We start from the raw sequence: 12,702 nt of genomic DNA on the forward strand, positions 1-12,702 counted from the left end.
AGCCAACGGTGACCACCACTGCCGGTCGTCACACCTTGTTGACGCGCCGCAAGCTGGGCTCATACTAAAAAGACGAGCAGGCGCATCGGAGGTGCCAAGTGCTGTTCGACACGATCCTCGTCATATCAGCAGCGATCATTATCGCCCAGAACCTGTTTTCCAAGCAGGGAAAGATTGGTATATCCCTTCTGGCAATCGGCTTGTCTGCACTCCTGACAGCCTCGCTTACGCCGTATTACATCAGCTTCATCAGGCTCCCGAATCAAGGCCTTGCTACTGTCGCCTATTACATTGTAACCTATCTGCTCTTGTACGTTCTGATTGCCGTTCCCGCCGTCATCCTCTCATCGATCATCAAGATCGCCATCGCAGGACTTCTGTTGGGATTGGTGACGCATCTTCTGCCCGTTTCCCTCTCGGCTGGTCTCGTGAGCAAGAGCCGCATCTATCCCCTGATGACACCCCTGTTTGCCAGACTCCCTCCGATCAATGTCCAAGATCTGGGAAGCTGGCTCCACAATCTACTGCCCGGAAACCACTAGGAGGCTCCGAGATTGTCTCACAGTCCCTCGTTGACAACCGGCCCGGCACCCGCTAGGCTGTATTGATAGATACGCATACTGCAGGAGCCGAGCCGGCAAGACCGTCTGCCACTGGGAGGAACGATGGATGACAAGTTTGCACGAGAGGGTCTGACCTTCGATGATGTTCTGTTGATTCCCGGAAAATCGGACGTTCTGCCGCACGATGTCGATCTTGGGACGCAGCTTACGCGGTCGATCCATCTGAACATGCCGATCGTCAGCGCTGCCATGGACACCGTCACCGAATCCACGATGGCAGTGGCAATGGCACTGGAAGGCGGCATTGGCTTCATTCACAAGAACATGTCCATCGAACGCCAGGCTGCGGAAGTCGCCACGGTCAAGTCCATCTGCATTCACACACCTTCTTCCATAGCTCACCTCGATCCGCGGCAGACTGTTCTCGAAGCGCACGATCTGCTGGACCGGTTCAACGTTTTCGCACTGCCACTCATGGAAGGGCGCCATCTGGTCGGCCTCGTCACTCCCTCAGACCTTGCCTTTGAAGAGCCATCGACCCTTCTCTCGCAGCTCCTCCACGCGAGCTCGAAGATCGCAATCCCGCCGGGCCTGGATGCGCCCGGCCTGTCCACACATCTTGCAAAGTGGGGCATACGGGAACTTGCCTTGGCCGATGCAGATGGCCAATTGGCCGGTTTTGCAACAATCGACGAGATCACCCGGACGCTGGCATCTCCCGAGGTCGTGATAGACAACAAGGGCAGACTGCTTGTGGGAGCTGCAGTCGGAGTGGCAACCGACCTGCTCGCACGAGCCCGCTCGCTTGTCGAAGCAGGGACAGATCTGCTAGTGCTCGACAGTGCCCACGGTCATTCCCTTGGCATCGTCAGAGCCGTAGCGCTTCTCAAACAGACATTCCCCGGCGTCCCCATACTGGCGGGCAACGTGGCGACACCGGAAGCTGTTCGCGACCTGGTCATCGCTGGAGCTGATGCAGTGAAGGTCGGCATAGGTCCGGGCTCGATCTGTACGACGCGTGTCATAGCAGGAGTTGGTATGCCCCAGATAACCGCCATCTACGAGTGCGCCCAGGAGGCCCAGCGTCATGACGTTCCCATTGTCGCCGACGGAGGCATCCGATACTCTGGCGACATAACAAAAGCTCTTGCAGCCGGAGGCAACACGGTCATGCTCGGCGGTCTTCTCGCCGCCACTGTCGAAAGTCCGGGTGACGTTGTCACGGCAGGGAACAGACAGTACAAGACCTATCGCGGCATGGGATCGCTTGGCGCGATGGAGCAGGGGAGCAGCGACCGGTACTTTCAGGATACCCGGTTCAAGCTGGTTCCTGAGGGTATCGAGGGCCGCGTTCCCCTGAAGGGATCGGTCCACGACGTCCTGTATCAGTTACTGGGCGGTCTGCGAGCTGGCATGGGTTATTGCGGAACACCAACAATTGACCTTCTGCGAAGTGAATCCCGCTTCGTCCGAATCACAGGGGCAGGACTTCGCGAGTCTCATCCCCACGACGTCGACATGACGAACGAGAGCCCCAACTACCACGCAGAATGAACTCCATGGCGAAGCACGAGCTTGTTCTCATCCTGGACTTCGGCGGTCAGTACACGCAGCTCATCGCACGTCGAGTTCGCGAATTTCACGTTTTTTGCGAGATCATCCCGTTCGACACACCACTGGAGACACTGACCGCGAGAAACCCAAAGGCGATGATCCTCTCCGGCGGTCCCGCCAGCGTTTACGCCGCCTCTGCCCCTGTCTGCGATACAGCCGTTTTCGAAGTCGGCGTACCAGTCCTTGGTATCTGTTATGGAGCCCAGTTGATGGCCAGGCTGCTTGGGGGGTCCGTTGAACACGCTCCAGCAGGCGAGTATGGGAAGACAATTGTCAAACTGGACGAGATTTCCTCTCTGTTTCGCGGTCTTCCCACCGAGACCTCCTGCTGGATGAGCCATACCGACCGCATTGGGATGGTTCCCCCGGGGTTCCGGACCACTGCATCGACCCCAGCATGTCCTATTGCCGCCATGGAGAATCCAGACCGGCGACAATACGGCATACAGTTTCACCCCGAGGTAGTTCACACACCCGTCGGTCGCGACATCCTGCAACACTTCCTTTTCGACGCGGCAGGATGCTCAGGCGACTGGACGATGTCCGGTTTCGTGGATGATGCCATCCAGGACATCCGTTCGCGAATAGGCGATGAGCGTGCGCTCTGCGCTCTCTCGGGCGGTGTCGACAGTTCGGTCGCTGCGACGCTGGTGCACCGCGCCATCGGCGATCGCCTCACGTGCGTGTTTGTGGATACAGGGCTGCTCAGGGCCGGGGAGGGCGACCGTGTCGAATCAGTGTTCCATCGCCGTTTCGATATACCTCTTGTGCGCATAGATGCCTCCACACGGTTCTTTGCGTCGCTGAAGGGTGTCACGGAACCCGAGAAGAAACGCAAAGCGATAGGCGCGGCTTTCATCGACTGCTTTGCCGAGCAGGCGCGTGCCATGCAGGGCATCCCGTTTCTCGTCCAAGGAACACTATACCCGGACGTCATCGAATCCGGAAGCTCCGTCGCCAGTACCATCAAGAGCCACCACAACGTCGGCGGCCTTCCTGCGGACCTCTCATTCTCGCTCATCGAACCACTCCGACTGCTGTTCAAGGATGAGGTGCGCAACCTCGGCCGTGCTCTGGGACTGCCAGAAGAACTTGTGGACAGACAACCGTTCCCGGGTCCTGGCCTGGGTATCCGTATCCTTGGCGAGGTGACACCAGAGAACGTCGACATCCTGCAGCGTGCGGATGCCGTCGTCGAACGAGTGATGAGAGCATCTGGATGGTATATGAAGGTCTGGCAGTCATTCGCAGTACTTCCTGGTATCCGAACTGTCGGCGTCAAGGGTGACGAACGGACGTATGTCCATACGGTTGCCCTGCGCATTGTCGAGAGCAGCGATGGCATGACCGCCGACTGGGTACGGCTTCCTGCGGATGTACTCGAGGAGATATCTCACGCGATTACCAGCGAACTGCCTGAGGTCAACCGGGTGGTCTACGATATCACGTCGAAACCCCCCTCCACGATCGAGTGGGAGTAGAGCCGGGGCAGCAATCGCACTACAGCCTGCTTGACGATCATATCGCCTCTTCAGATGTCGGGATACCCGGTTATCCGCTGAATTTCGCGATACAGCGGCTGTAGCGAGGGATAGATGCGCTTGTAGACGCGCGTGTACAGTTCGTGGTAAACACGGACCGCTTCAGGACGTGGAAGAAAGGTACTGTCCCAGTGAACCATCTGCTTTGCCGCCTCTTCATGGGTAGCATAGACGCCGATCCCAACGAAACCGTTGATGGCAGCGCCCAGACCCGATGTCTCATACGTCTCGCTCCGCACGACCGGCCGGTTGAACAGGTCTGCAGTGATCTGGCAGATGGCGTCACTCTGCGAACCCCCTCCTGACACCATGACCCGGTTCACCTTCCGCCCGCTCTTGCGCTCAATGCTTTCGACTCCTTCGAGCAGGGCATAGCCTATGCCCTCGATGATTGCTCGGTAGATGTGCGCCCTTGTGTGCACGTCGCCAAACCCGATCATGGATCCTTTGGCCTCGGGCATCTTCAGGCCGGGACCCCAGTACGGTTGAAGCATGAGTCCCTGAGATCCGGGGGGTATGTCCTCAAGATGCTCGTCAAGCACTACTTCGGGAGGAACGCCACGTTCCTTTGCTTCGAGGGCCTCACGCTCCGCGAACTCCTTCTTGAACCAGGACACCATCCAGTAGCCGCGAAACACCGCGATCTCAGGATTGTAGCTGCCCTTGACGCTGGCCGGATACGGCGGCATGAACGGGATCGTCTCGTAGTACCTGCGCGACGTCGTTTGGGCAGTCGCGGTCGTGCCAAAGCTCAGACTGATGCTCGTCTCGTCGACACAGCCCACGCCCAGCGTCTCGCATCCTTTGTCGGAACCGGCCGCAATGATCGGTGTCCCCTCGGGGATGCCGGAGTCATGCGCCGCGTCCGCTGACACTGTACCCATCTGCCCACCGGCATCCACAAGTTCGGGCAGCTGGTCCCGACGTGCCCTGAACATGTGCCACCGCCAGCTGTTGTCACTGCGGGGCCAGTTGCGTGCGGGATAGTCGAACGGGATGTGACCTATCTGCGAGGCCACCGAGTCGACGTAGCGTCCTGTCAGTCTATAGCAAAGATACCCCGAAAGGAGTAACCACTTGCTCGTTCGGGTCCATGCCTCGGGCTCGTTCTCGACCATCCAGTTGTCTTTGCCCTGACGTCGCGTGATCTCTGCAGCAAGTGTCATACCTGTGACTCTGAATTGCAGCCGATCCACGAGAGGCATCGGGTCGTCGCAACGAGCCATGCGCTGATCCAGCCACGTGATAGCGGGCCGCACGGGGATGCCGTCGGCGTCCACGGCAACGACGGTGTCACGCTGCGTGGTCAGCGCGACAGCTCCAATACGACTCCACAGTTCAGGCGCGTCTTCCCGCAGTCCCTGCACTGCCAGGCACGTATCGCGCCAGTAGTCTTCGGCCTTGTGTTCAGCATATCCGGGTGCCGGCGACAAGTAGGGCTCGAATTCCACCTTGTGTTTAGCCACCAGGTGTCCGTCATCATCGAACAGCAGACCTCGGACGCTTTGCGTGCCACAATCAATCGCCAAAACGAGACGGTCTCCCATCGCAATCCTCCCTTCCAACCGGGTCCGGCGGACCCGGAGCCACTATGCAAACTATGCGTACCGCGACAAGACCTCGGCCACGGGCGGAATGAAGTCCTTCTTGCGAGAAAGCACTCCATCCAGGACGGCATGGCCATTTTCCATACGCACGTCAAACGCTTCTTCAAACGCCTCGACAGGCCCGGCGACGATCAGATATGATCTTCTGCTCAGAGGATCCGTGGCCAGAAATGCCACCATAGCGAGTCCCATGCGTGACCGCACATCCCGCATCGCCTGCTTGAATTCCGACTCCCGTTCCCGAATATGGTCAAAGGAAAACACGACAGCCTGAGAGACGCCGATGCGCGTGTCAAAGAGGTCAACTTCCTTGAAGTCCCGCATCAGAACCTCTGTCGCGGGAAGATCCTTGAACATCACGGAACCGTTCTGAAGCAGCTCGAGGCCATATGCTTCCGCGTCGATGCCAATGGTCGCCGCCAGTCGCCGCACGGCGCGGACGTCCTTTGGCGTGGTTGTCGAGAGGTTGAGGTTCATCGTGTCCGAGAGAATGCCCGATATCAGGAGCCCGGCCACCGACTTCGGCATGAACACCCCGTTCTCCGTACACAGCTCAGCAACAATCGTGCACGTGCTCCCGACCGGCTCGTTGTGGAAGTAGATGGGGCGGAAGGTGGAGATATCTCCAACACGGTGATGATCGATGATCTCGAGGATATCGGCCTCCTCCACGCCATCGACAGCCTGCAATGTCTCATTGTGGTCCACGAGGACAACCTTTTTTCGCGAAAACCGGATGAGGTCGGAACGGGTCACAATGTTCACCGGATGATGCAGTGCATCAAGAACCACGGCACAACGGGCGGACGAGTCAAGCACCGCCTTCTTTGCTCTCTCCAGCGTATCTGTCATACTTAGCAAGGGGACGGTGCCTTCCATGAATGCAGACACCGGAATCGATGACCAGAGAGCCCGCAGCGCCTGTGTCACTGTCATGTCCGTCTCGAGAACAAGGTTCAGGTGGGACGGCCACTGTGCCTCGGTTTGTGCCATAGCGGCGGTGCCAGTGACAATCAGGGTGGAAGCGGCCGAACACGCCGCCAGGACGCCCTGGGAGGGTATCCCGTCAGAGATGATAATGGTGACATCCTCAGATCCCGGCGCAAGACGCCCCACCGAACCGGTGACAACAAGCAATTGCCCCTTCAGCTCCGCGGATTCGCTGGTATGGAGGACGATCCTGGCTGACAGCTGTCGCACGAGGGTGTCGAGTTCCACCGCATAAGGAAGGACGTCGGCATGCTCAAGCTGGTCGGCGTACGCGGTGGCAATATCGACGGCATCCACGACACCTCGTACAACCAGTGCATCGTCGACGACCGGGAGCGAATGGATATGGTTCTCCTTCATGAGAATGGCGGCCTTCCCGACGCGGGTGGAGGGAGCAACTGTCACAAGACGCTTCCGGGGAATGTCCTGAACCTGTGGCATCAGTGATCTCAACAGCGGCGGCACGCGGAACCCGAAGCGCTCCAGGACAAAGCGGGTCTCATCGTTGAGGTCTCCTCCACGAACAGCGGTATAGACGCGGGAAGGGTCCGTCCGATTCTTGTAGAACGCGTAGCCAAGGGCAGAGCAGATGGAATCCGTATCCGGATTCTTGTGTCCGGTCACAATGACTCTCTGTCGCATGTCAGCTACTCGTTTCGCCCTGGACGACCTGGACCGCTTCGGGCCCTGGAGACGCCTGCATGTCCCCGGCAGTCTGGGCCGACCGCTCCGAGCGGAGAGCCAGGTTCGTCCTGCAGAGTGTCGTCCACTGGAACTTGTACGGTTCTTCGCCTCGCATGAAATCGAGCTCGTGGCATCCCTCGCGAAATGACTGCTCTGCAAACGATACCAGCACGATGCGCCCAAGCGAGTAGTCTGCGTACGTAGGGTCGTACTGAGTATTCCACGTATACACAACTCCCTGCCACTGGTACCCGAGCATGAATGCGAGCAGTGCGTTCCCGCTCCTGAGCTCTCCTACGCGCAGCTGGTTTCGCCGGCCCATGAGTGGAAGCACTTCTCGAAGGAACTCCTGGTCTGGATGGTTGAGGAACGGGCTCCGATGGCCGTCGGCCGACTGGCGCTCACCAGACAATGCGACAACCTCGTCCACAAATGCGTTGTCGACCTCTCTGCGATCGGCGTACCGCAGCTCCAATCCCTCTATACGCCCATTGCTACGACTGTTCCATCTGTTCAGCTTGTTCCGAACCTCATGCCGAAATCCCTTGCCCATTGTGGCATAAAATGCCTCCCAGCCGCCTTCGATGGGCAGGTACGGGCATTGCACGGTCGTCTGCCACACTGCAGGGACACTGCCCTCCTCGCGAACCCCATCCAGAAAGCCTCTACTCGGGGACTCCGCACGGATCTCCTCGAGGTCCATCCCGTCCCATGACAAACGAAGGTCCAGCAGGGCTGAGACAAGGGCTTCAGTCACGTCCGAACGATCCCGGGGAGTAATGAAGTCCGCGTAGTCCGACAGCCCCTGTCCCAGGAAATGCAGGTCCCTGGGTTCCGTGGTCCCATTGCCAACATACAGCGGAGCAAGGCCAACAGGCACGCCGTCTTCGTATGCTGCAATGAGCAGTAGTCGCCTATCCGCACCAAAGTACTTCCACCACGTGAACAGCCATTCGAACGTCGAATGACATGTATTAGCGGCACTCTGCACGACTATCCGGTTCCAGAACGGTTCCAGCAGAGCAAACGCAGAGCTGTCTTCGATGAGCCTCGTTTCCACAGAAGTCCTTCCTCTCAGTCCTGGCATGTCATTCTCAGAGCAACAGTCACGCTGCTGCCAGATATGGCGCGGGTTCACAGTTACCATGGTAGACTAGCGCCTACGTATCAGTACAGTATACATGAGAATCATGCGCGCCACACCACTGCAAGGGGGAATGCCTGTGTTTGACCTATACCTGTTCGACCTTGATGGAACGCTTGTCGACACACGTCGCGACATTGCCGAGGCTGTCAACCATGTCCTTCAGCTGCACGCCCGTCCTGTTGCCGACCTCACCACAGTCGTCTCATGGGTGGGGGACGGACTGGACGACATGATGATGCGAGCCTTCCAGACTGACGAACGGGAGTTCGTGGGGGAGCTGGTGGGCGAATTCCGCTCCTACTACATGGATCACTGTACTGACTTCTCGTACGTCTATGAAGGTTGCTCTGAGACACTCACATCGCTCCAGGAACGGGGAACCCATCTGTCAGTATTGACCAACAAACCACAGGATCTCTCGCTGGAAATTCTGCGACACCTCGGGATCCTCCAGTTCTTCGACCGTGTCGTCGGTCCCAGTGACGCAGACCTGCGCAAGCCAAACCCGTCCAATCTCGTGTCCCTGGTACGTGACATCGGCACCAGCAAGGACAGAACGCTCATGGTTGGGGACTCCCGGAACGACATTCTTGTAGCTCGCAACGCCGGTGTGGCTTCGTGCGGCTGCACATTCGGCTACATCGGACGCGATGCACTGCTTGAGCTCGATCCCACCTACCTTATCGAAACCTGGCCTGGGCTTCTGCTACTGGCAGACTCAACCAATTGAAGATTGCGCCTGCCGAACTACAATAATGCCGTCAGTTCTGGAACGTGCCGCCCCGGGACTCCGGGGTTTCTTGCTATGATGAGCGTCCGCACGCGGGCGGGAGGAATACGATTATGCGGCATGAAGACACAGCACTGCTCCATGTCAGGGTCATGTCGTCGCTGGACGGATGGTGGAAACAGACAGGCGACGCCCTGTACTTGAGGAATGGGATCATCGAGCGTATCGGAAACACTGCCGACATCCGGGAAATGGCCTCCAGCACGAGTGCACAGGTCCTCGACTTTTCCGGCACACCTGGAGCGACATGCTATCCGGCATTCATGGACTCTCACCTGCATCTTGATCTGTACGGCTTCTCGCTCCTCCATGTGAACCTCAATGGTGAGACCTCACTCGACGGCGCCCTGGAACGGATCCGGTTGGCCGGGAGACCGGACAACGGTACCTGGATCTGCGGCGATTGCTGGGACGACGAACTCTGGTCCGACAGCCCACATCGGCGCCAGCTGGACGATCTCTACCCAAATTCGCCGGTAGTCCTCAACCGTAAGGATTATCACTCGCTCTGGCTCAACACGGCCGCTCTCAAGGCGGTTGACCTGTGGAATTCCCGCCCGTTTGGCTCTGACCTCGTTCCTTGTGACGCAGACGGCCCTACCGGCATCGTCCGCGATGCCGCTCAGGACTGGGCCTTTTCCCGCATTCCCGCCCCCCGGCTCGACGAACGGTTCGCTGCACTTCACAGCGCCATCAGCAAACTGCTCTCGATGGGATTTGCCTCATGCTGCAGCATGGATTATGACATTTTTCCGGAACTCCAGGCACTGATCCCTGCCATGAGCGACGAACCTCGCATCCGGATTTGGCAGGCCGTCGGCCTCGACAACCTCGACGCGGCTGTCTCGCTCGGGCTCCGGTCTGGTTTCGGCTCAGACTTCCTCCGAATCGGCGGCATCAAGGCCTTCGCCGACGGCTCACTGGGTTCCCGGACTGCGTACATGGAAGAGCCGTGGCCAGGAACACCCGGCAACCATGGCTACCACACCTACGAATCCGTGAACTGGCTGGCCGATCGATTCCGCAAGGCAAACGAGAACGGCTTGTGGGTATGGGTCCACGCCATAGGCGACAGGGCGAACAAGGAGATACTGGATGCGTTCGAACAAGCCGGCGTCGCCGCCTCCAAGGGGCATGCCCACCACCGCATAGAACACGCCCAGTTCCTGCACGCCGAGGACGTGGAACGCTTTGCCAACCTTGGGATCGCAGCGTCCGTTCAGCCCTCGCACCTCGACCTCGATATCGGCAAGCTGAAGACCGTCTTCCCCACGCCGCATCCTCGTTCATATGCCTTCAGGTCATTGCTCGACAGCGGCGTAGAACTGGACTTTGGATCCGACGCACCCGTAGAAGACCCGGACGCACTCAAGGGCATCGCGTTCGCGGCATTCCGGACACGGGCAGGCGAACTTCCATATCAGAGCGAGCAGTGCGTCAGCGTGCAGGACGCACTTATTGCATACACCGTAGCACCTCAGAACTCTGTAGGCCTTTTCGGACAGCGGGGCAATCTCGCAGAAAGGCAAGACGCAGATATCGTTGTCCTGTCGAGAGATATCCTGGGAGACAACGAACCGCTGGCTCTCCGGTCGACTCAAGTCCTCGCCACGATCGTGGCAGGCGACCTCGCATTCAAAGCCTGAGCACGGGAGAGCTTGCATAGCAGAAGGCCCCGCTCACGCGGGGCCTCGTTATTTTGCACGAACGTTCCGATTGCGATACTCAGTGCTCGGTTCCACGACCCGGTTTGCGATAGTAGAGCCACATGACCAGGCCCAGCAACCCAGCAAGAACAACAAACCACACGACTCTGCCGAGGCGGATGGGGTTTGCCTTGGTCGAACCAGGCGTCAGAACCGTCACGCTCACGGCGTGGATGTCGGTCTCTCCCTCGTGCTGGGCACACACACGGTGGAAGACACCGGTGATGAGCACGATGTCTCCGACCGTACGGTAGTCCTCCGTACGCGAGATAACAGGCATGGCCACGCCCTTTGGCACAAACACGCCCATGGCGGTGTTGTTGCCATCCGACAGGTTCATCCACGTGCCGTCCTCGCGCACCATCAGATCTTGTAATACCTCTCCCTTGAACGATACAGTCTGCCCGTCCCACTTGTAGGAGTTTTCCACAAGTTCATTCGTCGACAGCAGGGGCGGCTGCACGGCGCTTGCCGAAACAGGGGCGACAATCAGAACCGCGAGCGCCACGATTGTCAGAACAGCACAGAGTTTCTTCATACGGCCGCCTTCCTGACTCTCATACTCCGGAAGCTCGTGGCGATGAACCCGAACAGGGTAAACACGGACAGGAACTCCAGACGTCCCATCCACATTTCCAGCATGTACACGATTTTCAGCAACGTGGGCATGCTAACCTGTGTCACTCCGCACGATAATCCAGTGTTGCTGCCAGCCGACACGGACTCGAAGAACGCATCTACCATGGGATATCCGTAGGCCATGCCAACGATGGCGCCAACAACGTAGATGAGGACATACAGGACGACGATGACTGCCGCGCCCTTGACCACGCTGTCGGTGAGTGTGTTGTCATGCAAATGATGATAATGACCCGTAACGACAGCACGCTCGGGGGACAGGAGCTTCCTGATATCGGTTGCTATGCCCTTGACGATGATGCCCATGCGCAGCCCCTTGAACCCTCCACCGGTCGAAGCAGCGCTCGCGCCGATAGCCATGGCGATGGTCGTCGCAAGCATGCCTAGAGGGCCCCATTCGCGCACAAACGTCCGCGCATAGATGTTCGACTGGCCAGTCGTCGTATGGCCCGATATGAGCTGAAAGAATCCGCGCCGGAACAATGCCACGGCATTTGGATACACGCCTCGCTGCATGAGTGCCAGACACACGAGAGAAAACGTCGTGAGCACGGTGATCGTGAACGAGACAATCTCCACGTTGCGAAGGATCTCCCTGCGGTTTCCAGTCCAGACGGCGTAGTGCAGGGCGAAGTTGAATGAACCCAGGATGAAAAAAACCATGCTGGCGATTTCCATAGCACTGCTGTGGTAATACAGCATGTTCTGACTATAGGGGGCAAAGCCGCCGGTACTCCAGGCGGACATGAAGATGTACGCGCCGTGAAAGAATGCAAGATATGGCTTGATGCCATTCGCCATGGCGATGAGTCCGAGGACAACAGTGCCCACGCCCAAATAGATAAGGGAAATGCGCCAGATGAGGACTGCAATATGCCGGACGTTGGGCTCGAGTTTCTCTTCCTTGCCTTCGCCGACCATGATCTTGAAGGCACCCCCCGTGGAACCAATCAGGAACGTCAGAGCCAGCACGACGATCCCTTGACCGCCGACGTACGTCAGGAGATGGCGCCACATGTTCAGTCCCTGGGAAATGTGATCCAGGTCCTGCAGGAGAAACATGCCCGTCGTCGTGTACCCGCTCATTGTGTCGAAACATGCATCGAGGAACGACTTAGAGTGTCCGCTCAGCATGTAGGGAACGCCGGAGAGCATCACCGCGACCAACCACGATCCCGCAGCAATGACCATCGCATGGGTAAGTCCCGGGATGTTCTTCGTACGAGAGATGAGTGCCAAGACGTATCCGACGAGCAGTGTGAGTGCAACGGAAATGGCAAAATCCAGAGCGGAGGCCCATTCACGAAAAACAAGGCTGGTCACCGTCGGAATGACCATCAGCAGACCGACACCGATGGTGACGAGACCGGTATAGTATCCTATGATACGAAAGTCTTCTCTCCAGACCCTGCGAATCATAG

General features: G+C 58.3%; 10 protein-coding genes. 5 read left to right on the top strand and 5 right to left on the bottom strand.

Going from position 1 to position 12,702, the window contains the following annotated elements:
• Nucleotides 1-98: 98 nt before the first annotated feature.
• From SMC3_RS01970 to guaA, 3 genes are all read left to right on the top strand, one after another.
• On the top strand, nt 99-542 hold the full coding sequence (locus tag SMC3_RS01970) for a hypothetical protein (RefSeq protein ID WP_119087017.1): 444 nt from the start codon (nt 99-101) through the stop codon (nt 540-542).
• A gap of 123 nt (nt 543-665) precedes the next feature.
• Nucleotides 666-2,117 carry an IMP dehydrogenase gene (gene guaB / locus SMC3_RS01975; protein WP_119087018.1) on the top strand — a complete coding sequence of 484 codons (1,452 nt, stop codon included), beginning with the start codon at nt 666-668 and terminating at the stop codon, nt 2,115-2,117.
• 5 nt (nt 2,118-2,122) lie between these two features.
• Complete coding sequence (guaA, locus tag SMC3_RS01980) at nt 2,123-3,658, top strand: glutamine-hydrolyzing GMP synthase (protein ID WP_243623345.1); 1,536 nt, start codon at nt 2,123-2,125, stop codon at nt 3,656-3,658.
• Between the two features lie 50 nt (nt 3,659-3,708).
• Here the strand turns inward: guaA and SMC3_RS01985 are convergent, their stop codons facing one another.
• The 3 genes from SMC3_RS01985 to SMC3_RS01995 are packed head-to-tail and all read right to left on the bottom strand — an operon-like array spanning nt 3,709 to nt 8,059.
• A complete protein-coding gene (locus SMC3_RS01985; protein ID WP_119089761.1) occupies nt 3,709-5,265 on the bottom strand; it encodes an FGGY-family carbohydrate kinase in 1,557 nt (518 codons plus the stop codon).
• A gap of 51 nt (nt 5,266-5,316) precedes the next feature.
• Nucleotides 5,317-6,957: a putative manganese-dependent inorganic diphosphatase gene (locus SMC3_RS01990; protein ID WP_119087021.1), complete on the bottom strand. Its 1,641-nt coding sequence runs from the start codon at nt 6,955-6,957 to the stop codon at nt 5,317-5,319.
• Nucleotide 6,958: 1 nt separating this feature from the next.
• Complete coding sequence (locus SMC3_RS01995) at nt 6,959-8,059, bottom strand: GNAT family N-acetyltransferase (protein ID WP_165846505.1); 1,101 nt, start codon at nt 8,057-8,059, stop codon at nt 6,959-6,961.
• A 163-nt stretch (nt 8,060-8,222) separates the two neighbouring features.
• Here SMC3_RS01995 and SMC3_RS02000 point away from each other — a divergent pair, with 163 nt between their 5' ends.
• Both SMC3_RS02000 and SMC3_RS02005 read left to right on the top strand, forming a co-directional pair.
• A complete protein-coding gene (locus SMC3_RS02000) occupies nt 8,223-8,876 on the top strand; it encodes an HAD family hydrolase (protein WP_165848922.1) in 654 nt (217 codons plus the stop codon).
• A gap of 113 nt (nt 8,877-8,989) precedes the next feature.
• Nucleotides 8,990-10,582 (top strand): amidohydrolase, encoded by a 1,593-nt coding sequence (locus tag SMC3_RS02005; protein WP_119089762.1) that lies wholly within the window; start codon nt 8,990-8,992, stop codon nt 10,580-10,582.
• A gap of 79 nt (nt 10,583-10,661) precedes the next feature.
• Here SMC3_RS02005 and SMC3_RS02010 read toward each other — a convergent pair whose 3' ends face one another.
• A complete protein-coding gene (locus SMC3_RS02010; RefSeq protein WP_119087025.1) occupies nt 10,662-11,180 on the bottom strand; it encodes a hypothetical protein in 519 nt (172 codons plus the stop codon).
• The gene (locus SMC3_RS02015) at nt 11,177-12,700 is read right to left on the bottom strand and encodes a TrkH family potassium uptake protein (RefSeq protein ID WP_119087026.1); all 1,524 of its coding nucleotides are present in this window, start codon (nt 12,698-12,700) and stop codon (nt 11,177-11,179) included. The genes SMC3_RS02010 and SMC3_RS02015 overlap by 4 nt, the downstream gene beginning before the upstream one ends.
• Nucleotides 12,701-12,702: the final 2 nt, after the last annotated feature.

It is taken from the genome of Candidatus Cryosericum hinesii, from assembly GCF_003570985.1.
In the GTDB taxonomy this organism is placed as follows: Bacteria; Caldisericota; Caldisericia; order Cryosericales; family Cryosericaceae; genus Cryosericum; species Cryosericum hinesii.